Annotated in this window: 14 protein-coding genes and 4 tRNA genes; 6 read left to right on the top strand and 12 right to left on the bottom strand. The window is 59.6% G+C overall.

Features of this window, described 5'->3' with window-relative positions:
* The first annotated feature begins 8 nt into the window (after positions 1-8).
* Positions 9-692, top strand: coding sequence for an SIMPL domain-containing protein (locus tag MD273_RS05535; RefSeq protein ID WP_239036759.1), 684 nt, complete (start codon positions 9-11; stop codon positions 690-692).
* Positions 693-699: 7 nt separating this feature from the next.
* On the opposite strand, the gene MD273_RS05530 is transcribed toward MD273_RS05535, so the two are convergent.
* Entirely contained in the window at positions 700-4,446 is a 3,747-nt protein-coding gene (locus MD273_RS05530) for a translocation/assembly module TamB domain-containing protein (RefSeq protein ID WP_239036758.1), read from the bottom strand.
* Positions 4,443-6,179 carry an autotransporter assembly complex protein TamA gene (locus MD273_RS05525; protein ID WP_502846046.1) on the bottom strand — a complete coding sequence of 579 codons (1,737 nt, stop codon included), beginning with the start codon at positions 6,177-6,179 and terminating at the stop codon, positions 4,443-4,445. Before MD273_RS05525 ends, MD273_RS05530 begins: the two co-directional genes overlap by 4 nt.
* Positions 6,180-6,359: 180 nt before the next feature.
* Between MD273_RS05525 and MD273_RS05520 the strand changes: the two genes are divergently transcribed.
* Both MD273_RS05520 and MD273_RS05515 read left to right on the top strand, forming a co-directional pair.
* Positions 6,360-7,367 carry a hypothetical protein gene (locus tag MD273_RS05520; RefSeq protein ID WP_239036757.1) on the top strand — a complete coding sequence of 336 codons (1,008 nt, stop codon included), beginning with the start codon at positions 6,360-6,362 and terminating at the stop codon, positions 7,365-7,367.
* Between the two features lie 39 nt (positions 7,368-7,406).
* Positions 7,407-8,879, top strand: a complete 1,473-nt coding sequence (locus MD273_RS05515; RefSeq protein ID WP_239036756.1) for an amidase — start codon at positions 7,407-7,409, stop codon at positions 8,877-8,879.
* On the opposite strand, the gene nhaD is transcribed toward MD273_RS05515, so the two are convergent.
* The 4 genes from nhaD to MD273_RS05495 form a co-directional block, all read right to left on the bottom strand.
* Complete coding sequence (gene nhaD, locus MD273_RS05510; protein ID WP_239036755.1) at positions 8,871-10,262, bottom strand: sodium:proton antiporter NhaD; 1,392 nt, start codon at positions 10,260-10,262, stop codon at positions 8,871-8,873. The genes MD273_RS05515 and nhaD overlap by 9 nt on opposite strands.
* A gap of 289 nt (positions 10,263-10,551) precedes the next feature.
* Positions 10,552-14,031 (bottom strand): putative bifunctional diguanylate cyclase/phosphodiesterase, encoded by a 3,480-nt coding sequence (locus MD273_RS05505; protein ID WP_239036754.1) that lies wholly within the window; start codon positions 14,029-14,031, stop codon positions 10,552-10,554.
* 267 nt (positions 14,032-14,298) lie between these two features.
* Positions 14,299-14,375, bottom strand: a tRNA-Met gene (locus tag MD273_RS05500).
* Positions 14,376-14,603: 228 nt separating this feature from the next.
* Entirely contained in the window at positions 14,604-15,929 is a 1,326-nt protein-coding gene (locus MD273_RS05495; protein WP_239036753.1) for an acetyl-CoA C-acetyltransferase, read from the bottom strand.
* Between the two features lie 320 nt (positions 15,930-16,249).
* Between MD273_RS05495 and MD273_RS05490 the strand changes: the two genes are divergently transcribed.
* Positions 16,250-17,656: a 3-oxoacyl-ACP reductase gene (locus MD273_RS05490; protein WP_239036752.1), complete on the top strand. Its 1,407-nt coding sequence runs from the start codon at positions 16,250-16,252 to the stop codon at positions 17,654-17,656.
* 257 nt (positions 17,657-17,913) lie between these two features.
* On the opposite strand, the gene MD273_RS05485 is transcribed toward MD273_RS05490, so the two are convergent.
* The 6 genes from MD273_RS05485 to MD273_RS05460 form a co-directional block, all read right to left on the bottom strand.
* A tRNA-Val gene (locus MD273_RS05485) sits at positions 17,914-17,989 on the bottom strand.
* 8 nt (positions 17,990-17,997) lie between these two features.
* Positions 17,998-18,074: transfer RNA gene (locus MD273_RS05480), tRNA-Asp, on the bottom strand.
* A 76-nt stretch (positions 18,075-18,150) separates the two neighbouring features.
* Positions 18,151-18,226, bottom strand: a tRNA-Val gene (locus MD273_RS05475).
* A gap of 166 nt (positions 18,227-18,392) precedes the next feature.
* On the bottom strand, positions 18,393-18,635 hold the full coding sequence (locus MD273_RS05470; protein WP_239036751.1) for a hypothetical protein: 243 nt from the start codon (positions 18,633-18,635) through the stop codon (positions 18,393-18,395).
* A 102-nt stretch (positions 18,636-18,737) separates the two neighbouring features.
* Complete coding sequence (locus MD273_RS05465; protein WP_239036750.1) at positions 18,738-19,580, bottom strand: DUF2846 domain-containing protein; 843 nt, start codon at positions 19,578-19,580, stop codon at positions 18,738-18,740.
* Between the two features lie 139 nt (positions 19,581-19,719).
* Positions 19,720-20,688, bottom strand: coding sequence for a coiled-coil domain-containing protein (locus MD273_RS05460; protein WP_239036749.1), 969 nt, complete (start codon positions 20,686-20,688; stop codon positions 19,720-19,722).
* A gap of 312 nt (positions 20,689-21,000) precedes the next feature.
* On the opposite strand from MD273_RS05460, the gene purE reads away from it, so the two are divergent.
* Together purE and MD273_RS05450 are read left to right on the top strand one after the other, a co-directional pair.
* Positions 21,001-21,492, top strand: a complete 492-nt coding sequence (purE, locus tag MD273_RS05455; RefSeq protein ID WP_239036748.1) for a 5-(carboxyamino)imidazole ribonucleotide mutase — start codon at positions 21,001-21,003, stop codon at positions 21,490-21,492.
* 390 nt (positions 21,493-21,882) lie between these two features.
* Positions 21,883-23,001 (top strand): 5-(carboxyamino)imidazole ribonucleotide synthase, encoded by a 1,119-nt coding sequence (locus MD273_RS05450; RefSeq protein ID WP_239036747.1) that lies wholly within the window; start codon positions 21,883-21,885, stop codon positions 22,999-23,001.
* Positions 23,002-23,061 lie beyond the last annotated feature (60 nt).

Here is a 23,061-nt window from a genome sequence, read left to right as displayed (position 1 = left end):
CTGCACACATGAACGGACGGAACCGCTTTCTGCTCCCCGCCCTCTCTCTGGCCCTGGTGCCGGGCCTGGCCCTGTCTGGCGAGCTAACCCTCTCCGGCGAGGGGTCGGTTCGTTATGAACCGGACAGCGCCCGCCTGCAATTTACCGCCAGTGCCGAGGATCCGCTCGCGAACAAGGCCAGCGAGCAGGTCGGCGAACAGATGGAAAAGTGGCGGGACAGCATCAAGCCCTGGCGGGATCAGCTGGAGGATTACAGCGATGCCCGTTTGAACCTCTACACCCGGACCATTCCGCCGGTGGAACGCGGTGGCCAGTCGACCCAACAGGCGGTGGCTTCCCAGACCGTGAGCTTCAGCATCAGCGACCTGACCCTGCTCAACCCCTTGCTGGAGCAGGCCCAGGCGCTAGGCATGGAGTACAATCTCGGCCCGCATCAGTTCTACCATTCCCGGGAGCAGCAACTGGAACGTGAGGCCCTCGCCGCCGCCATCGCCGACGCCCGCGCCCGATGCGAATTTGTGGCCAGGGAGCTGAGCCAGTCCTGCGGCGAGGTGGTCACCATGAACATCAATGGTGGTTACCGTCCGGCCCCGGTGATGATGGCCGAGGCGCGAGCCGCCAAGGACGTGGTCAGCAGCGTTGGAATCCGTGAGATTACCGCATCGGTTTCCGCCACATTCACTCTCGAGTAACCCCGACTCAGAAATCCCGGGTGTAAAAGATGTCCAGGGAGGCCGCCAGACCACTGGCGGCCTCCAGGTAGAAATACTTCCCGAGGTCATACCTGAGTGCCACAGTGGTGATGGGCTCGAAGATCCCCACGCCATAGCGCACACTGAGATCGTCGGTCAGATATCCGCTGGCCACCACCGAGGTTTGTTCCCCGGCCCCCTCTGCTTCCAGGGTCAACTGCCGGATACCCAGCTCTTCGCCGAGTTCCCCGGTAACCTTGCTGGCCTGGGTCAATCCGAGTGACAACGCCGCCCGGCTCATCTGTCCCTCGTCGCCCTGGCTCTGGGGCGCGCGGCCGAGGATAAGATAGGACAGGGCATCGGACTGCGGCATGTCCGGATTGGAGAAAACTTCCGTGGACGGTGACTGGACCGGTCCACTCAGCCGCAGGCCCGCCACAACCGTACCCACCTCGCGCACCGCCTCGATTTCCAGGTACGGCTGGGTGAGGTTACCCACAAACAGCAGTCTTGCCGTGCGCAGTTCCAGCTCCTGGCCATAGGCTTCATAATGCCCCTCCACCAATTGCAGGGTCCCCCGGGTGTCCATGTCGTTACCGATACGCAGCGTCCCCTCGAGGTTGCCCGTGACGCCAAAGGCGGCGAACGTGACTTCATCCTCACCGACCCGGACGGTCACATCCATATTCATCGACCGGATGGTCCGCTCCTCCTGCTCCACGCCCACGATAACCTCATCCTCGGACACCTGGACCGCCTGGGCCGGCAGGGACTTGATCTCTATACTTCCCCGGGGCACCGCCACCTCGCCGGTCACGGCCAGATCCCCCTGACTGAACGTCACCTCCAGATCCGGTGCGACCTCCAGCCGGGCATAGGGCTCGATGTTAAGCGGAATCCGGTTACCCCGGATGGCCAGGCTGCCCCGGGGCGCACCGGACCAGTCGAAACTGCCATCGAGGATCGTTTGACTGCGTTCGTTGGAGCGAACGCGGCCGGCGAGATCGGCGGAGTAACCGTTCAGGTCAACCTGCAGCAGAATGTCTGCGAGAGGCACGGGCAATGTCGGGTCCATGACCCGACCGTCCACCAGTGTCAGTTGCCCCGTCACCTCAGGCTTCATCAGGGGGCCGGACAAACGTCCCTGGCCGCTGATGTCGCCGGCCACCTCCTGCAGCCCGCTGAACACCCCGGCCAGGGCCAGATCAAGGCCCTGTAAACTGAACTCCCCTTCAACCCGGCGTTCGGGACTGGCAGGGTCCACCGCAAGATCCAGGCGGAAATTGCCGAGTGAATCGCCATCGAGACGCACATCCACATTGGCCACGTCGGGCTGCAGAGCCAGTTCGGCTGTCAGCGCCGAGTAACCGAGCGCCTCCCATTCGCCATCGACGAGAACCTCGAATTCACCGCTGCCGGCATCGACATAGACTCTTCCGGTGGGACCGGCCTCATCCCGGGTAAAAGAAACCTCGGCGTTCAGCTCCGAATCCCACCGGAGGGTTTCCGGCAATAGCGGTGCCAGGGCCTGTGTCGGAAAACGGCTGATCCGGTAGGCAATCTCCTGGCGTGGATACAACAACTGATCCTGAGCGCACACCGAGCTTTGCTGCCAGGCCCAGCAATGGGCGCCAAACCGCACCCGGCGATCCTGCTCCCAGGCCAGCTCCGCCGGGGCCTGCAATCGCCAGCGCTGGTCCTGTTCCGGAATGGCGATATCCCCGTCGGCGAGGCGCCCCAGCCAGCTTTGCCAGTCTTCGCCAAACCCTCCGGCAAAACCCAGCGACACCAAAGCTTCCGGATGTTGCGCATCCACCGTCAGCGAATGGTCCTGCCGTGTGCCGGTGGCACTCAGTTCCAGCAATTCCAGTTCCTGCCCGGCCGCCTCGATCGCGTCGGCTGTCACCCTGGCCTCCAGCACCTGGCCTCTGGACAGGGAGGCGGCCACGGACAGGCTTCCGATGGACACCCGGTCCTGCCAGGCCAGGGACTGACCACGGGCGGTCAGGTCCGCCACCGGATCATCCGGACTGCCGGAAAGGTTCAGTGTCGCCTCAAGCCTGCCGCCCAGGCCGGCAAAAAGCTGACCCGGCTTCGAAAGCAACAGGGTCAGATCCGCGGCCAGCTCAGGGCCCCAGGTGCCCTCGCCCGCAACCCGGTTATCACCCACCTCCACTTCTAGTCCGGACACCACCCAGCTGCCGGTCGCGGTATCCAGGGCACCGGTCGCCAGGGTTTCGTGAGAGCGCCAGGTGCCCTCAAGGTCCCAGTTCGCTGTCATTACCGGCAACCCACCCTGTCCCAGGGAGCCCTCGCTTCTGACGTCCCCGTTGAGCGAAGCCTCCAGCGCCGGCACCCAGAATCCGGGGTTGAAATTATCCAGCGTCAGAGCCGCCTCCCAGGACAGCGGCCCGTCAAAGCCAACCCGGCCCTGGCCGGCAGCCGAGCCGGCGCCGGTCTCCAACGCAAGTTCGCGGATATTGACGGCCTTGAGATCCCCATCCAGGGAAGCGGCAACCGTTGCCTCACCCATCGGCCCCCGGGTCTCCGCCCGCAGGGATCCCTGATACCGGTTGTCGGCCCAGGTGACGTTGCCCGTCAGCGTGTCGAGCTCAACCGGCGGTTCGGACAGACCTGGAACCAGTGAGTACCAGGGAAACTGCTCCAGACTCAGCTCAGCCCCGGCACTGAAACCGCCCACCCAGCTCAGGTCACCCCGGACACTGGCTTTCCCGGGCGCTTCGCCTGCCGTGGACAGAACCAGCTCGATATCTTCTGCGCCGGACGTGGAAACCTGGCCCGCCAGCGCCAATCCCACCGGCCCTGCGGTACCCGGGAGCGTGGCCTTGCCGTCGGTGCGAAAGCCCCGCTCCAGCGATCCGTTTGCCTCCACGACCAGATCCTGGAAAACAAGGGTTTCAGGCAGTGCATCCAAAGCCCTGAACTGATCCGACACCACTTTCAGGCGGGCGGGCAACGCCGGGTCAAGCGGAGCGACCTGCCCCGTGAGACGGGCGTCCAGGTAGCCGCTGCTGGTGCCCACAAGGCGCAGATCTTCAACGCTGCCCAGGAGGTTTACCGAAATCTCCCATTGATCCCCCCGTGGTGGTGGCAGGGTCGCAACGACTTCAAGATCGACCGGCCAGTCTCCCCGTGTCTCCAGTCGCCCCCGGGTAGTGACGGCGTACTCGTCCAGCCGGTAATGCACCCGCTCCAGTTGCCAGCTCGCGCCGGACCCACCGGCATCCAGTTCCAATCGGTCCCAGATTTCGGTTCCATTGGTCGTGAGTGTCCCGAGACGTACATCCGCGATTTCGAGCGAGAGCGGAATGCTGACCGTTGGCAAGGTGATGCCTGAAGCCCGGTCCGCCTGTTCAGACGGTGACGTCTCAACGTCTATGGCCCCGGCATGCAGGGTGCCGACACACAACCGTTTCTGCAGCAGGCAGGAGGGCGACCAGTCCAGCACGGGCTCCTGCACCTCCAGGTTAACGCCATAGCCCTGCCACCGTAGCCGGGTCGCGCGCCACTGCCCCAGCAGCGTTCCCCGGCCGTCGACGACCGTCAGGCCCGGAATCTGCTCAATGATCCACGCTGTACCGGTTTCGGACCGTACGACCAGCAAGGCAGCAGCAATCAGCAGCAGCGGCACCAGAATGATGATGGCAAGGACCACGACCAGCCAGCGCAGCGGATGCCATCTGCGCGTCTGCTTTCGGTCGGCTGTTGCCGGTGGCTGATGTTCGCCCGTCACAGTTCAGGCCCCATGGAAAAGTGGATTCGCCAGTCTCCGCCGAATTCCGGATCCAGGCCCTTGGCAATATCAAGACGCAAGGGCCCGACCGGACTGACCCAGCGCAGACCAATTCCGGCACCGGTGGCCAGGGGATCAAACGGGTCGTTTATCGCGTTGCCGTGGTCCACGAAGACCGCAGCCCGCCAACGGTCTGCAAATTCGTACTGGTATTCGGCACTGCCCGCCATCAGAAAACGCCCGCCCACCGGAACACCATTCTCGTTCTCCGGGGACAGGGTCTCATAACCATAGCCCCGGACACTCTGGTCACCACCGGCAAAGAAACGCAGGGAAGGCGGCACGTCCTCAAAGCGGTTGGTGCCGACCGCGCCAATCTGGAACCGGCCCAGGAACCGGTGATTGCCGAACAACGTGTACAGCCCCCTGGCCTGGGCATAGACATGGAGGATATCGACTTTCGACAGCACCGCGCGGTGGGAACCGGTCACATCCAGCTGCAATCGATAGCCCCGGGAAGGGTCGAGCGGGGAGTCCTGTCGGAGCCTGGAATAACCGACCCCGGGCAACAGCAGGCTACTGGTGCCCTTTTCATCATTTCCGATGTTGAAACGCTCACCCTCCCAGCGGAGGGACAAGACCTGCAACCAGCCACTGTCCAGCTGATGCTGCCACTGCTGTCCAAGGGTCAGCAGTTCCGACTCCACGTTCTCGATATCCTCGCGCTGGTACCCCGCCGTCAGGCGAATCAGATCGGTCATTGGAGGATCCAGAGGCAATTCATACCAGGTGCTGAGATTCTGCCGCGGCTGGGAAATCTCGGTTTCGGCACCCCGCTTGTGCCCCATCGGATTGATCCAGTGCTCGCGCCAGGTACCCCGGAGACGCGGGCCGACGTCCGTGGAAAAGCCGACACCGGCGGCCACTGAACGGGGCGCCCGACGGGTCACGGCAACGCTCACAGGAATGACTCCATCAACTGCATTCCCCGGGACGGCATCTACATCCACTCCGGAAAAATACCCGCTGCTGGACAGGTCCCGGTTCAGCTGGGCAATAAGATCCGTGTGATAGGGAGTGCCCGGTTCGAAGGTGACGAAATCTTCCAGCAGGGATGTCTCGAACCAGTGTCCCTCCTCAAAGGTCACCTCACCCAACCGGTACCGTTCACCGGACTCGAACACCAACTTGATCGCGGCGCTGCGCTCCTCCGGGTTGACCTTCAGCGTCCGGGTCACAAACTGGCCCCCGAAGTAGCCACGCTGCCGGGCCCGGGTCTGAATGGCACTCCTGAGACTGGAATACTCACCGTGATCCAGAACATCGCCCACCGCCGGCGTATCGGGCAGCCCATCCATGAATTCCGGATCCTCCGCCGCGGCACCGCGGATATCGACTTCCCGGGAGGTCACTCTCACCGGCTCCCCCGGTTCAATCTCCAGAATCAGCACAGCCAGTTCCTCATCGTCGCCTGACTCCAGGCGCCAGTCTATCCGGGGATCGTAGTAACCCAGGGCGCGCAGCGCCTCGCTGGCCTGACGAACAGCCGTTGCAGCGTAGCGCTTCAGGTTTGCCTCGCTGCGCCCGTCCACCTCACCAATGAACGCCTCGGCATTGGCCTGCAGTTCCGGGTAATCGCCCTCGACCCGAACCTCAACCTGCCCGGCAAAAGCTGCAACCGGCCAGAACCCGACCAGCAGCGCCAGGAGACATAGGGGGGACGTTCTCAGAATGGCTTTAATAGACTGACTCCGGCTGCTGATAGTGATTCCATGGGGTCGGGGATACGTTCCATCTAAGGTTGGAAGTTTACTCTCAGGTGGTCAAGTTGAGGAGCCTGTCGTGCTCGGGGTTCAAATAAGCTAACCTGTCAGTGACTTACACAGCCTAAAGATCGGATGAATGGCCATCGCATGCTGCATATCAACCGGGAAAATCTGAAGTCCAGCCACCAGCTCATCTGGTTCATCATCGATTTCCTGATGCTCGGGCTGCTGATCCTGAACCTGGCCTTCATCATCTGGGACTCGATCTACAATTTTGTTGCCATACAGAATCTGCTGAAAGAGCATGCTCCGGCGCTGCAGTCCGCTTACCACCCTATCCACGAGCGCTTCATCTTCTACGACCTGATCTTTGTGGCCATCTTCCTTACGGAGTTTTTCGTGCGCTGGGCCTATGCCATCAAGGCCAGCGTCTATGACCGGTGGTATTTCTACCCGTTCATCCACTGGTACGACCTGGTGGGCTGCATTCCGGTGGGCAGCCTGCGCTTCCTCCGGATTCTGCGGGTGATCTCGATCATCTACCGGCTGCACCAGTACCAGATCATCGACATTACCAGCACGAGGATCTACCGGTTCCTGAATTTCTACTATGAAGCCTTCATGGAGGAGCTGTCGGACCGTATCGTGCTCAAGGTTCTCAGCGGCGTCCAGGAGGAGGTACGGCGTGGCTCTCCCCTGTTCGACCGAATCCAGAAAGACATCCTGTATCCCCGGCGGGACATGCTCTCGGAATGGATTTCCAGTCGTGTGGCGGAGGCCGCACAGGAAGGCTATGTTCCCAACCGTGGCGCCTTGCGCAATTACCTCGAAGGCCGCGTCGACCAGGCCCTGAAACAGAATCTGGAATTATCCCGCCTGAAATACCTGCCGGTTGTCGGCCCAACCATCCAGGAAACCCTGGAAGACGCGGTTGGTGACATCGTCGCCAACGTGATTCACCAGATCCTCGAGGACCTCGCCTCCAGCTCGAACCACGCCTTCATCGAGGACATCGTAAACGTGTTCCTGCCCAGTCCGGAGCAGGTGGCGGCCGACGAAACCCAGAACCAGGCCCTGATTGACCTGATCATTGAAATTATAGATGCCATAAAAGGCCAGGTCAGGGTCAAGCACTGGCGCGCGCAGCTGCCGTAACGTATAAGAAAGACTCGAAAAAACAACAAGAGAGTCAACATGGAACCCCTGCATTACCAGTCAGCTCACGAACTTCTCCGCCAGCTCGACGCCGGAACCCTGACCAGCGAGCAGCTCACCCAGGCGCTGCTGGCCCGGATCAGGGACCTTAACCCGGATATCAACGCAGTCGTCACACTGGATGAGAATCGCGCACTGGAACAGGCGCGGGAGGCCGACCGGCAGCGCGCCGAACAGCAGGAGCTTGGCCCCCTCCATGGCATCCCGCTGACGATCAAGGACACGTGGGAAGTGGCCGGGATGGCCTGTACCGCAGGCGCACCGGCCCTGCAGAACCACCAACCCGGGCGCCATGCGGATGTAATCCAGCGGCTGGAAGCGGCCGGCGCGATCATCCTTGGCAAAACCAACATTCCGCTCTATGCCACCGACCTGCAGAGCTACAACAAGCTGTTTGGCGTTACCAACAACCCCTTTGACCGGGCTCGCACACCCGGCGGCTCCTCCGGAGGGGCGGCAGCAGCACTGGCCTCGGGCTTCACGCCGCTCGAGGTGGGCAGTGATCTGGCTGGTTCCATCCGCATACCCGCCCATTTCTGCGGTATATTCGGCCACAAACCCAGCCGTTCACTGGTCTCGTTCCGCGGCCACATACCGGGGCCGCCAGGCACCGAATCCCAACCGGACCTCGCCGAAGGCGGGCCCATGGCCCGAAATGCGCAGGACCTCGAATTACTCCTAAAGGTGATTGCCGGCCCACGTCCGGCGGAGAGCCGGAGCTGGGCCCTGGCCATGAAGCCTGCAGGGCTGGAACGGCTGGATCAGGCCCGGGTCGGCCTCTGGCTCGAAGACCCTCTGTGTCCGGTGGAAGACGAACTCGTACAGGGTTACCGTTCCCTGGCCGAAAATCTGGAAGACAAAGGCGCCCTGGTGGCCGAGGCAGACCACCCCCTGCTCAGTCTGGATCACATCCTGCCGGTTTATTTCAATCTGTTGGGCAGTCTCATCGGCACGTCCCTGAAACCGGCCCAGCGCCGCCAGATGAAATGGATCGCACGGCTGGAGCGCTGGCTGCACCTGTTCGGCCCCACCACACCGTTCATCGGCGAATACGCGCGCGGGGTGAACCAGAAGATCTACGAATGGATGCAGTGGAGCGAGGTCCGCGAAAAAATGCGGGCAGAAATCGAGTCCCTGTTCAGGGACTTCGACGTCCTGCTCACACCGATCACCCCGACGGCGGCCATTGAGCACGACCACAGCCAGCCGGTATTCAAGCGCCGTATCACCGTGGCAGGAAAGCCCCGGGCCTATATGGACCAGTTCTGCTGGATCGCGCTGGCCACGCTGCTGGGGCTGCCGGCCACCTCAGTGCCAATCGGCCGCACGAAAGAGGGACTGCCCTATAACGTTCAGGTTATCGGCGCTCCGGGAAAGGACCTGACAACAATCGGCTTTGCCTCGCTACTGGAACACTCAGGGCTGGCCGGATTCAGGCCACCCTCAGAATAACTCTGCGTTCATCCAGAGGTGAACCAGGATCGAGGCCGCGTACCCCAGCATGATGACCGGTGTCCAGCGCAGGTGAACCGTCATTGTGTAATATCCGCGGGCCTGCCCCATCAGCGCAACACCGGCCGCCGATCCGATCGACAGCATGGAGCCACCCACACCGGCCGTCAGGGTAACCAGAAGCCATTGCCCGTGGGACATGTCCGGCTCCATCGAAAGTACTGCGAACATCACCGGGATGTTGTCGACGATGGCAGACAGGATACCGACCATGGTGTTGGCCGCGGTCTGATTCCAATCGGTGTACATCAGATCCGAAATTTCGGCCAGATAACCGAGAAAACCCAGACCGCCGACGCACAGAACAACGCCATAAAAGAACAACAGGGTATCCCACTCCGCCCTGGCCATCGGATTGAATACATCGAACGGCACAGCGGTATCCAGGCGCTGGAGCAGCCTCTTGTTCTGATGATTGATAGCCCAGAGCCGCTCTCTTTCAACGCCCTTCTGAAAGCTCATCCTGAGGTAATAACCAAGAAATTGAAGATACGCGAGCCCCATCATCATGCCGACAGCAGCCGGAAGATGCAGGTAATTGTGGCCCAGCACGGCGGTCAGAATCGTGAGCAGGAAAAACGCAACGGTCCGTCGTGCACCGCGCTTCATGATGACGGCTTCGGTTGTCTGTCTGGGCGGCTCTTTGGGAATGAAGACATGCATGATGGCTGCAGGTACCAGGAAATTCACCAGTGACGGTACAAACAGATCAAAGAACTCTACGAACTCGACGACGCCCTTCTGCCAGACCATCAGGGTGGTGATATCACCGAACGGCGAAAACGCGCCGCCCGCATTGGCGGCCACCACAATGTTGACGCACCCCATGCCGATGAACCTTGGGCTATCTTCCCCCACTTTGACCAGTACTGCGCACATCAATAAGGCCGTGGTCAGGTTGTCCGCGACCGGAGAAATGAAGAAAGCCAGAATACCTGTGATCCAGAACAGTGAACGGTAACTGAAACCTCGGTTGACCAGCCAGGCTCGCAGCGCGTCAAAGAGTTGCCGTTCCTCCATGGCATTTATGTACGTCATCGCCACCAGCAGAAAAAGCAGCAGCTGGGAATACTCCAGAAGATTATGGGCAAGCGCTTCATTGGCAGCCTCGGTTTCCCCATTCATGGCGGCAATGCCCGCCACCAGGAACCAGATCAAACCGGCCGCCAGCAGAACCGGCTTGGATTTGCGCATATGCAGCTTTTCTTCCAGCATCACGAACGCATAGGCCACGACGAACAGGAACACTGAAAGAATTGCCAAAGGATGGCTGATATAACTCTGCACCTGATCCGTTGCGGCATAGGCCCCGGGGCTCGTCAAGAGCCCTATCGAAAGCATCACCGCAGGGAAATAATGGCGTCTGCCTGAATAATGCTGGAAAAGCGATCCTGAATTCGATGCCATGTCCAAGCCCCCTGTCAAAAGTTTCAATACTCCGTTGATCAATGAAACCAGAAAACCGGGGGCAAACGCATTGACGCATATCGGGTTAGCTGCGTGCACGGTCATTTGCGACAGCTCGGGAGCCGAGTATCACATGGAAGCCGTGTCCCACTCACCCGCGCCGACAATGCTCGAAGGCAAACAACCCCGGCAATAACTGGCGGCCTCAGGTCACCAGGCTTTCACTGCACCATTCAACCAGGTCATCAAACGGCATGGGCCGGGCAAAATAATATCCCTGGAAGGCCCTGCAACCGTTTTCGCTCAGGAACCTGACCTGCTCTTCGGTTTCAACGCCTTCGGCGATCACTCTAAGGTCCATTTCCCTGGCCAGAGTGATGACGCCTTTGCACACAGCCGCGTTTTTCTCATTAGTGGTGACTCGATCCACAAAGCTCTGGTCAATCTTGATCTTGTCCACCGGGAGATCCCGAAGGTAACTGAAGCTCGAAAACCCGGTCCCGAAATCATCAATGGCGGTGGCAATGCCCATCCCGGACAGGGCATGCAGGATATTGACTGCCCCCTCTGTATCTTTCATCAGAATACCCTCTGTCAGTTCCAGCTCCAGACACTCAGCCGGAAGCCCCGTGCTTTCCAGCACTCCCCGTACCGTGCTCAGAAAGCTCGGGCGGTGGAACTGCAACGGTGACAGGTTGACCGCCATGCGCCCCTTGAGCAGCCCCATTTCCCGGAGTCTCAGCGCATCCCGGCAAGCCTGGGTCGTTACCCATTTGCCCAGCTGAACAATCTGTCCGGTCTCTTCGGCAACGGGTATAAAATCAGCCGGCGAGATGAACCCTTTCTGCGGATGCTTCCAGCGCACAAGCGCCTCCAATCCACAAAGATTGCCGGCTTCGTCCACTTGAGGCTGGTAATACAGGAACAGCTGGTGGAACTTGATGGCCTCCTGAAGTTCGTTCCTAAGGACCACCCGTTTGGACAGTTTGTTATTCAGGTCCGGGGAAAAAATCTCGTAGGTGTCACGCCCTTGCTGTTTGGCTTTGTACATGGCCATATCAGCCCGCTGAAGCAGCTTTTCGGGCTGGTCAACGTCACCAGATAGCTCACTGATGCCAATGCTTGCCGAAATATAAAGCTCGTGGGCACCAATCATATGAGGTTGGGCCAACTCTTCCAGAATCCGTTCTGCTACCTGCTCTGCTTCACGTATTTCACCGAGGTCGGGCAGTATCAGTACAAATTCATCACCACCGAACCGGGCAAGAGTATCGCTTGGGCGGATGGTGGTCCCAAGCCTTCGGGCCACACTGATGAGCAGCTCGTCCCCGACCTTATGGCCCAGCGTATCGTTGATTGGCTTGAACTCATCCAGATCAATGAACAACACCGCCAGCAACTGTCCGCTCCGCTTGGCCAGGGAAAAATCGTGCTCGAGATGGTCTTCGAAGAGCGCCCGGTTCCCCAGCCCGGTAAGAGCATCATGAGTTGCCTGGAAAGCGAGCCGTTTTTCCTGTTTCTTCTTGTCCGAAATGTCACGCATGATGGCGGTGTAATGCGTCACAACCTGATGATTGTCTCGAACCGGGGCAAGAGAAACCTGGTTCCAGAACGGTGTTCCACCCCGGCGGTAGCTCTTCATCGTCAGACTGAGGGGCTCGCCCGCTTTGACTGCATCCCTGATCAGCTCAATATCCGCTTCGTCCGTTTCTGGCCCGATGAGCATGTAAACTGGGGCACCCAGGACCTCAGACTCCGGGTAGCCGGTCATTTGTGAAAAAGCGGGGTTCACGAAAACCACCGGGAGATTCTCAGCACGCCGATCCACAACCACCACGCCGTTATCACTGGATTCCAGGCTGCGTTTGAGGATTCGTTCGCTCTCCTGGGCCTGCTGTCGCTCGGTAATGTCCTTGCCGATTATGAATACGCCCGTGACGGTTCCGTCCACCACAATTGGTAAAAGATCACACTCATAGTCTCGCGGCTCCGTGCCGTCCGGAGAGGTATAGCGGACCTCAAAGGACTGGGTATGGCCCGCGGCAGCATTGCCGAACGCCGTCACAAACGTCCGTTGGTCATCCTCTGACATGACCCCGGCTTGCAGCACCGACTGGTAATGCGTCACACCGATATCGGAATCGTCCAGACCGACGATTCCCATGGCCACGGAGTTCAGTGCCCGGTAATAGCCGTACTTGTCGAAAGCGAAAACCGCGTCAGGCGACTGGGAAAACAGGGAGCGGAATTCCTGCTCGGCCGCATCCAGCACCCTGGTTTGATCTTTATAGGCTCCGAGCAGGTTACGCCCCATGATCAGCAGGTAACTCATCCATAACCCGAAGACCAGGACCGCGACCGGGAAAAGCCCGCGCAACGAGCTCAGGTCCGGCGGACCGGCTCTGGCACTGAGTACCACGCTGGACGCTTCATTGAACTTCACCGCCAGCGTTTCATAGATCTCGGGGTCTCGCTTCGGAACGCCCGATCTGCCCAATGGCGCTTCGCTATCAGCAGGCATGAGAGCAAGATCAAACTCATGACTTCTATGGGGTGCTTCGTACAACAGCATGACTTCGATATCGAACACCGCCAGGACCTGGCCTTCCGCCCGAGGAGTGGTGCTGAGGCTCAGAACCTTCAACGGATTTTCCCGGTCCGGGAAGAACCAGGCGTGGGCTTTTTCCTGTTCACGGGTCTGGCGCATCCAGGACTGCACTTCAGGCTTGCCGACCTGAGCCATGAGCCACAACAGCTCACCGATCGACCGGGACGATCGCCACAAAGGCTGCTCGTCACCCGTGACAACCATCAGTGCATCGAGGGCAGGTACATCAGAGAAGTAGCTATCGACTTCTGCCCGCCTGAATGCAAGTGGAAGGTCATAATCCAGCGCCGCCCAGCGCCCTGCCAGACGATTGGTCAGTTTGAGGTGGGACTCGAGCCCATGCTCGAGGGTCTCTCCGTAATGCTGGAGGATTGTCCGGGCGCCCTGATGACGTTCCGTGTGAATACCCCAACTCGCCAACAGTGACAGAGCAAAAGTGCCTGCCACGCCCAACAATCCGAAGGCTACGCCCTCACGCCTCAGCGTGAACCTCAGGCCGGGCTTTCGCTCTGAAAGGAGGACGAGAGCCACGCCAAACGCGACGCAGTACAGGCCCGCCATTGCCGAAAAGCCCGCCACAATGCCATCCGCATCGGCATCCAGCCCCTGCTGTAAATGACTGACAAGGACGATGGCGCCGGTGCCAACGCCGATGCAGCCCGCGATGAACCCGAACAGACCGCCTCTGGCACTCTGTACCCCGAGGAGACTCACACCGGCCATTATCAGGACGCCCAGCGAAGGCAAAAGGCTCAATGCAGACGAAAAGGTTACCGCAGACAGCCCCGATTCTGACAACAGCGACAGTACCGACTGCCCGAGCCCATATCCCCCGAACAGAGACAGCAGAATCCCCACCAGTATCCGCCACACGGGCCTTTGAAAAGTGAGTGCCAGGATGGCAAACCCCGACAACATCACGGCGGGCGCACCTTCCCTGGTCAGGATCAGTCGTTCCGGCACAGTCAGATAGGGTATGGCATCCACAGTCAGACTGACCAAACCGGTGAGAATGCTGCAGCCAAAAAGGATCAGCAAAGCGGCCTGCAGTCGAAATTCGTTGGGAGTCGGGAACATTGGATATTGATGCCGGATATCGGATGAACGATTAAAGGGATCTCGGCGACCAGGCATTCGATCGCAACGACAGTCGGGCGGGCATTTCGCCTCAAAACGACAACCGCTTCAATAGTATTTTTTTTAAACAGGCCCGAATTAGGTAAACTTTTGCAAAAGGTGGTTTTAAAAGGTACGGAACAGGTAGGACGGGTGAGGGAAACTCAGGAAGAGAGAGTGCTGACTCAAAAACAAAAAAAGCCCGCATGCGCGGGCTTTTTTTAATAGTGGTAGCGGGGGCTGGATTCGAACCAACGACCTTCGGGTTATGAGCCCGACGAGCTACCAGACTGCTCCACCCCGCATCAAACTTTCAATCTCGATTTAACTACTGAGTCCGCCGATGGGTCGGGCTCATAAGCCGAAGGTCGAGACTCCCTTCGGCTCTTGCGGAATTGGGAGCCCAACGAGCTACCAGACTGCTTCACCCCGCATCAAAACTGGTTGTTTACCGGGGAACCCCCGATCAACGTGGCGCGCATGATACGGTCTGGAATGCATCCTGTCAAAGGATATTACGGCGCCTCTGTAACTTATCGCTCGAGGATCGCTGTAACCCCCTGTCCGCCAGCGGCGCAGATCGAAATCAGGCCCCTGCCACTGCCTTTTTCCTCCAGCAGCTTAGCCAGAGTTGCCACGATACGGCCTCCGGTCGCCGCAAACGGATGGCCCGTCGCCAGGCTGCTGCCCTTCACGTTGAGTTTGTCACGGTCGATACTGCCCAGCGGCTTGTCCAGGCCCAGACGCTCCTTACAGAAGGCGGGATCCTCCCAGGCCTTGAGCGTGGAGAGAACCTGCGCGGCAAACGCCTCGTGGATCTCGTAGAAATCGAAATCCTGCAGCGTCAGACCGGCCTTTTCCAGCATCCGGGGCACCGCATACGTCGGCGCCATCAGCAAACCTTCCTTCTTGTCGACAAAGTCCACCGCAGCGACTTCCGAGAACGTCAGCCAGGCCTTCACCTCCAGATTGTTCTCCTTCGCCCACTCCTCGCTGGCCAACAAAACGCAGGATGCACCGTCGGTCAGCGCAGTACTGTTCGCAGCCGTCATGGTGCCGTTCTCCCGGTCAAACACCGGCTTGAGCGTGGCGAGCTTCTCCAGAGTCGTATCCGGACGCAGGATATTGTCCTTCTCCAGCCCCGCCAGCGGCGTCATCAGGTCATTGAAGAACCCTTCCTCATAGGCCTTGGCCAATTTCTGGTGACTCTCCCACGCCAGCTGATCCTGATCTTCCCGGGCAATGTCCCACTCCTTCGCCGTCACCTGGGCATGCTCACCCATGGACATCCCGGTACGCGGCTCACCATTTTCCGGAACCTCCGGCACCAGGTGTCCCGGCCGGAACCGGGCCAGAATCTTCAGACGCTCCTTGGCGGTCTTCGCCCGGTTGAGATCCAGCAGAATCTCGCGCAGCCCCTCGCCCACGCCAATCGGCGCATCGGAGGTCGTGTCAGTACCACCCGCAATCCCGCACTCGATCTGCCCCAGGGCAATCTTGTTCGCCACCAGAATCGCCGCCTCCAGCCCGGTGCCACAGGCCTGCTGAATATCATAAGCCGACGTCTCCGGCGCCAGCCCACAACTGAGCACCGATTCCCGCGTCAGATTGAAATCCCGCGAGTGCTTGATCACCGCTCCGGCAACCACCTCACCCATGCGCTTGCCCTGAAGATCAAAACGGTCGACCAGGCCACGGAGAGCCGAGGTAAGCAGTTCCTGATTACTGATCTTGCTGTAGGCCGTGTTGGATCTGGCGAAGGGGATGCGGTTGCCGCCGATCACCGCAACGCGGCGGATTCCGTTATCAGTTTTCTTCGCAGAGGACTTGGTTTGTGTACGTTTTGGAGCCTGTGCCATGATCATTCCTTGTGTTGAAGTACGTTAATTGGCGGACGAAGAAGAATGTACGGGATGACTGGGTGTGACTTTCCAAAACTGTGCGGAGCCATGGATGGCGGAGCTCAAGCGTCACATGGACGTGCTTGAGCGGGTTTTGGAAAGTCACACCCAGTCATCCTCCCCCGAGGTCCGTAATTTCCAGACAGTCTAGCGACAGGTCGAGAAGGCTCATTGGCGCCCCTGACAACCAACCAAAAGCATTGAGTCAATCCAAAAACTAAAGGATTCTTTACCCTGTAGGTCAAATTGCATCCAACCGCAAATACAAGGAAGACCAAATGTCTGACCTCTACCTCAAAATCGTCAACACCCCCGTGGGCAAAACCGCTGCCCAATCCCTGGGCCTGCCGTCACCCGTACCCCTGAAACGCCTCAAGCGCACGGACGAGCCCTTCATCGAAGGCGATGTCCTGGTCGGCGCAGCCTCCGGCGCCCGGGCCATCGCCACGGTCGGCAGCATCCTCGGCGCCAGCGCGGCCACCCAACACCACGCCTCCGGTCCGGACACCCTCACTGACTCCGCGAAAGCCGGCAACAAGGCCAGGCCCCTCGAAATTGGTGGCGATTTGGAGCAGAAATTCTCGGCCCTGGTGTTCGACGGCACCGGCATCAAAAGCCCCGAGGAACTGCGTGCTGTCTACGACTTCTTCCACCCGACGATCAAAAAACTTGCCGGAAACGGCCGGGTACTGGTGATCGGCCTGGATCCCGCCAGCAGCCGCAAAGCCCCGCAGGCAGCGGCCCAACAAGCATTAGAGGGTTTCGTACGCGCCGTGGGCAAGGAAATCGGCAAGAAAGGTGCCACCGCCAACCTGATCCGCATGGCATCAGGGGCAGAAAAACAGCTGGACTCCAGCATCCGCTTCTTCCTTTCCTCCCGCTCTGCGTATGTGGATGGCCAGGTGGTGCGCATCGGCAAGAGCACCGAGGCCCCGGTCACGAACCCGGTAGCGCCCCTCACCGGCAAAGTGGCACTGGTTACCGGCGCCTCACGCGGCATCGGCGAAGCCATCGCGCGCACCCTGGCCCGGGACGGCGCCACCGTGATCGGCCTCGATATCCCGCCGGCCATGGAGGACCTTCAGAAGGTAACCGATTCCATCAAAGGCAAGGCCCTCGCCTGTGACATCACCGACGCAAGCGCACCCAAACTGATTGCCGACTTTGTGGAGCAACACTTCGGTGGCGTCGACCTGGTCATCCACAACGCCGGCATCACCCGGGACAAGACCCTGGGTAACATGCCCGAACACTTCTGGGACATGACCATTGCCGTGAACCTCTCGGCCGAAGAGCATATTGACGAAGAACTGATGAAACGGGAACTGCTGCGCGAGAACGGCCGCATCGTGTGCATCTCCTCCATCAGCGGCATCGCGGGAAACTTCGGCCAGACCAACTACTCCACCGCCAAGTCCGGCGTGATCGGCTACGTTCAAGCGATGGCGAGACAACTGAAGAACGGCATCACCATCAACGCCATCGCACCCGGCTTTATCGAGACCCAGATGACCGCCGCCATGCCCATCACCATCCGCGAAGCCGGCCGGCGCATGAACAGCCTGTCCCAGGGTGGACAGCCCGTGGATGTGGCCGAGGCGATCGCCTGGTACTGCAATCCGGCATCGAACGGCGTGAACGGGAACGTTGTGCGGGTGTGCGGGCAGTCGCTGATCGGGAAGTGACGTTTAGGGTGGGGCTGGTTGCCCCAGGGGTCAGATGAAAGCTTTCATCTGACCCCAGCTTGGCGGCAGATTCGGAAGTTGGCCCCTCCCCAGGGGTCTGAAGAACGCGTTCTTCTGACCCCAGGTTACCGACAAGCTCGGAGCTTGACCTGAAAATGGGGTCAGATGGAAAGCCGGAGGCTTTTCATCAGACCCCTGAGTGACCCCTGAAACAAAAAAAGAGCCAATCCTCTCGGACTGGCTCTTTTTCGGAATTCTGGTGGGTGGTGCAGGGATCGAACCTGCGACCCTCGCCTTGTAAGGGCGATGCTCTCCCAGCTGAGCTAACCACCCGGGAAAAATGGCGGAGCGGACGGGACTCGAACCCGCGACCCCCGGCGTGACAGGCCGGTATTCTAACCAACTGAACTACCGCTCCGCATCAATTCAGCCCGTAGGCTTGAACCTGAAACCGGATGGGGTGATCCGGTGATGCCTTTGAAAGACTCTGAAAGTGGTGGGTGGTGCAGGGATCGAACCTGCGACCCTCGCCTTGTAAGGGCGATGCTCTCCCAGCTGAGCTAACCACCCACTTCCAACCTCGAGAGGCTTTCAAGTCCTTGCTGTCTCAAGCAAGTGAGACGCGCATTTTAAGCATTTCTCTGACGGTGTCAAACCTTTTACGGGAATTTTCTGAAAAAATCTGCAAGCCATTCAAAATCGGGCAGTTTTTAACCAAACCCTGGTCGAAAACCGGTCACTTCCCGGAGCCCTTTCCAGCCCCCTTCTCGACCATCCGCTGGCCTGCCTGCTCGGCCTTTTGTCGGAGCGACAATTCACTCACCCGCGAGCGCCTGTCATCGGGAATCGAGCGGCTCGCCAACGAGGAATTCAACTCATCGAGACGCCTCCGGACATCCTCCCATCCCTGCATGGCACGGGGCACTACGTCATCGGCCAACCTCTCCAGCCGGCCCTGCAAACGATCCTTCCAAGACATCTTCCTGCTTTCCTGATTCATTTCACTGCATGCAGTGTAGTAACCAGTTTCGACATTCACAATTGTGAAACTGCTAGGGAGCCTCGTCGATTCAGCCAATGCTCAGAAGAACCACCAGCCCCCGGATTCCGCTGCCTCCCGACGTTCCCTTTCGTCCTCCAATGCAGCGTAGTCCCGCTCCAGCTTCCGAATCTTGCGCTCCGCCTCCACCGGGACCGTCGGCCCGCCACCAAACGGCCAGTACCAGGGCGCCGACTCAAATTTTCCCTCTTCCCTGAGCCGCTCGATCTCCTGCTCCCGCTCCTCCTCCAGGGTGGCCAGCGTGCGCTCGTAATCCATATCCTCGTTCACCTCCACGATCGAAGTGGCGGCATGATTGGGCGCCAGCAGGTCACTGTTCAGGAACTGGGTCGAGACGATTTCTCCCGCCTGCATGGCATAGCTGCGGGTAACCAGCTGAAGATCCCCCTCGGTGAGAGGATGCTCCGGATCCAGCTCCGGGTGAGGCTGATTCGGTTCCGAGAGTTCGTTGTAACGCAGGTAATAGATACGGCCCGGCTCTACCCGGAGCGTGGCATCGGCGATCAGGCTCAGACTAAACGAATTGAGCCCCTCCAACCCGAGCAACGGCCGGCGCATGGCGATGTGACGCTCACCGGGACTCACTTCAAGCCAGGTGTAACTGTCATTGCGGATATTGAAATAATGATGGTCATCGATATAGACGCTCGGCGCCTCGATTTCGTCCGCCGCCCACTGGGAATCGGTGCGATAAAAATAAAGAAGGGCGTTATCACGATCCCACTGGTCATCCGGAATATGAACGAAATCGGGGCCGGACACCGGATGCAGGAAGGAACCGACGCTCTTGCCAATTGACTGGTAGACCGTACAACCGGAACCAAAGACCAGAAGCGACAGCACCAGGAGTGTTCGTTTGCTCATTGTTCTTGCTCTTCATCCCGTTGCGAGTTGCCTGATCATAACAACTGGCCCGCGCCAGAAATGAGAGCTACCGCAAGGGATGAATACAAACTGTTACAAAGAGCCGAACACCCAGTTCAAAGAATGGTGAGCGCTCCGGTCACTGGCCGGATATCCGCGCCTCCAGCCGATCCACTTCATCGGACAAGCGCACCAGACGCGACGTCAGCTGCGACCGCGACGCATCAATGGAATTCACCGTCTGTTTGAGCGACGCCAACTGATTGCGCAGAGACCGGACCTCTGAACTGCCCGCGACCCCATCCGTCTTCTTCTCCAGGGCAGTAATCCGGCTCTCCATGCCACTGATGCCCAGTTTCTGCTCCTGCTCGAACCGGCGAATGCGTTGCTCGATCACCTGATCCACATCCGCCATCTGCTGACTCAGCTTCGTAATCTGTTCCGTGGCCTGCGCGGTGTTCTCTTTCAGGGCAACAACCGATGTCTGCGTCTGCTCCTCGAGTTCAGCAATCTCGGAACCCAACGACGCCCGGGCTTCTTCCAGGGAGCTTTCCAGACTTGCGACCGCCTTCTTCTCTTCCTCCAGCGCCGACTTCAACGTCGCCAACTGCTCCTCGTGCTCATCCAGCCGCGCCTTGTTGCGTTCGTTGGCTACCACCCAAAGCTTTCGAATCTCACTGGAAGCTTCCTCAAGCCCCTTCTTGTTCGAAGCAATCTGCTCCTCCAGCGACTGCCCCCGCTCCTGCAGATTCTCCCCGGTCTCCGACAACTCACCTTCAAACCGGGCCAGTGCCAGCTTACTCTGGCGCGCCCAGTAATCCGCCTCCTCCAGCTGTGCCTCCAGGGCCTGGATCCGCTGATTTTGGCTGTACCAGCCGGCCACCGCAGCCACCGCAAGCGCTATCAACAACAACCAGACCGCCGCCAGACCGCCCTTTCCGTTCCCACCGTTTCCATTGTCAGCCGGTGCTTTCCCGGCGCCACCGGAACCCCCGGCGCCTGCCGCCGGAGGCGTGGCAGATTTCCTGGGCGTGGACCGCTTCCGTTCACTACTACCGATTGGGGCGTCTGCTCGGAGTTCGTCATCATCTGGGCGGATAGGATCCATTACTGCTCCTGGCTGTGAGTCTGGTTGTTCGTTCTGTGACTGGCCGAATCATCAACAAGGTGCATCTGAACGGCTCTGTCTGAATTATGGACGCGTTTATCGCCAATACTCGATAATACATGCACTTATGAACGGGGTGAAATGAAGCTCTGCTAATGTGACATGGAGGTAGCGGGCCCGGGGTCAGAAGAAAGCTTTCTTCTGACCCCACCTTCACCGCCCCCCCACAAGGCGGCGCCTCTCACCCAAGTTGCATGGTAAGTAGCCAAAACATACAATGGCCGGCTTTCCAATTATCTCAGGATGTTGCATATGCAGCCGCTTGTAGGACTCATCATGGGCTCCAAATCCGACTGGCCCACCATGGAACACGCCGCCAACATGCTCGAAAAACTCGGCGTACCCTACGAAACCAAAGTCGTCTCCGCCCACCGCACCCCGGACCTGCTCTTTGACTACGCCAAAACTGCCGCCGACCGCGGCCTGAAAGTCATCATCGCAGGCGCTGGCGGAGCCGCGCATCTGCCGGGCATGGTCGCCTCCCAGACCGCGCTGCCCGTGCTCGGTGTACCGGTCCAGTCCAAGACCCTGAACGGCCTCGACTCCCTGCTCTCCATCGTCCAGATGCCGGGCGGCATTGCCGTAGGCACCCTGGCCATCGGCAAAGCGGGAGCCACCAACGCCGGGCTGCTGGCAGCACAGATTATCGGCACCTTCGACGACAGTGTCCGTAAGGCGGTCGAAGAGTTCCGTTCGACTCAGACCCAGACGGTCCTCGATAATCCGGATCCAGCTGATCAGTAGCGCTGGATTCGGAGCAAGAAGCACGCGGGGCCTTGCGTCCAAAACACGCTACAAGCACGTCCCTGTGCGCTTGTTTCGGGCCGTCCCTGGCCCTCAACAGTTTTGGACACAAGGCCCCGCGCACTTCCCGGACTTTTGAACCATGCCGTTCAATGGCAAGATCATATATCTGAACGGCCTTCACCAAATTCCTGGCGTGAAAACCATTCACGGTTTAGCACCAAAGTTTGGTGATCGGTTTGGGGAGAGCTTTCCAAAACTGTGCGGAGCCATGGATGGCGGAGCCCAAGCGTCACATGGATGTGCCGCCAGGAGCGTGTTTTGGAAAGCTCTCCCCAAACCGATCAAACTACCCAATTTAGATGCCGAACACGAGGCAGGAGAACACAAATGAGAATTGGTGTACTAGGCGCCGGCCAACTCGGGCGCATGCTGGCCCTCGCCGGATACCCGCTGGCCAAGACCTTTGTATTCTACGACATGTCCGGCAGCCCCAGCGCCGGACTCGGTGAAGTCATCATCGACCGCGAAGGCCAATACCTGGACGACTTCCTGTCCCGGGTTGACCGCGTCACCTACGAATTCGAACACCTGCCGGTCGACGTGGCCGAGAAACTGGCCAAAGAAAAGCCGGTCCACCCCTGCCCCCGCGCGCTGCAGGTTTGCCAGAACCGCGAAGCCGAGAAAACCCTGTTCGGCCAGCTGGGCATCCCCACCCCCGAGTGGAAGATCGCCGACAGTGCCGAATCCCTCAAGTCCGCAGCCGAAGAGCTGGGCTGCCCGGTGGTCGCCAAGTCCATCACCGAGGGCTATGACGGCAAGGGCCAGGCAGTCCTGAAAGACCCGGCAGACGCCGAAAGCGCCTGGGAGGCTATCGGCCACCGACGGCTGATTGTCGAGAAATTCGTCAACTTCAAGCGCGAAGTCTCCATCATTGCCGTGCGCGGCGAAGATGGCGAACTGGCCTTCTACCCGATGGCGGAGAACACCCACCACGAGGGCATCCTGCGCTACTCCATCGCGCCGGCGCCGGGGCTCGAGAGGCACGTTCAGGAAGACGCCGAACGGTACATCAAGGCCTTGCTGAACGAATTGGACTACGTTGGCGTATTGACTCTTGAGCTGTTCGAAACCGACGATGGTCTGGTGGCGAACGAGATGGCGCCCCGGGTACACAATTCCGGACACTGGACCATCGAAGGCGCCATGACCAGCCAGTTCGAGAACCACATCCGCGCCGTCAGCGGGCATCCGCTGGGAAATGTCGCGCCCCGTGGTCTAAGCTGTATGATCAATATCATCGGCGAGCACGGCGACATCGAGCGGATCCTGGAACTGCCCTACGCGCACGTTCACCTCTACAATAAGGGGGAGCGCCCGGGCCGCAAGCTGGGTCACGTCAATATCCTCGCGGACAGCTACGAGGAGCTGATCTGGCGGGTCCGGAACTGCGCGCAGTTCCTGCCGGGCTGTCCGGAGTTTAAAAGTTCTTTGACACCAAAGGGTTGATATAGCTCAAATCGCCCTTATATTGCAGCAACGTACACACACATAAACAGAGAGACAGGG

The organism is Marinobacter sp. C7, from assembly GCF_022343555.1.
In the GTDB taxonomy this organism is placed as follows: Bacteria; Pseudomonadota; Gammaproteobacteria; order Pseudomonadales; family Oleiphilaceae; genus Marinobacter.
This window is presented reverse-complemented; position numbering and strand designations above follow the sequence as displayed.

Coding starts and splice junctions, on each gene's coding strand:
- MD273_RS05535 (WP_239036759.1), top strand. CDS start 9: ATGAACGGACGGAACCGCTTTCTGCTCCCCGCCCTCTCTCTGGCCCTG.
- MD273_RS05520 (WP_239036757.1), top strand. CDS start 6,360: ATGCTGCATATCAACCGGGAAAATCTGAAGTCCAGCCACCAGCTCATC.
- MD273_RS05515 (WP_239036756.1), top strand. CDS start 7,407: ATGGAACCCCTGCATTACCAGTCAGCTCACGAACTTCTCCGCCAGCTC.
- MD273_RS05505 (WP_239036754.1), bottom strand. CDS start 14,031: ATGTTCCCGACTCCCAACGAATTTCGACTGCAGGCCGCTTTGCTGATC.
- MD273_RS05495 (WP_239036753.1), bottom strand. CDS start 15,929: ATGGCACAGGCTCCAAAACGTACACAAACCAAGTCCTCTGCGAAGAAA.
- MD273_RS05490 (WP_239036752.1), top strand. CDS start 16,250: ATGTCTGACCTCTACCTCAAAATCGTCAACACCCCCGTGGGCAAAACC.
- MD273_RS05470 (WP_239036751.1), bottom strand. CDS start 18,635: ATGTCTTGGAAGGATCGTTTGCAGGGCCGGCTGGAGAGGTTGGCCGAT.
- MD273_RS05465 (WP_239036750.1), bottom strand. CDS start 19,580: ATGAGCAAACGAACACTCCTGGTGCTGTCGCTTCTGGTCTTTGGTTCC.
- MD273_RS05460 (WP_239036749.1), bottom strand. CDS start 20,688: ATGGATCCTATCCGCCCAGATGATGACGAACTCCGAGCAGACGCCCCA.
- purE (WP_239036748.1), top strand. CDS start 21,001: ATGCAGCCGCTTGTAGGACTCATCATGGGCTCCAAATCCGACTGGCCC.
- MD273_RS05450 (WP_239036747.1), top strand. CDS start 21,883: ATGAGAATTGGTGTACTAGGCGCCGGCCAACTCGGGCGCATGCTGGCC.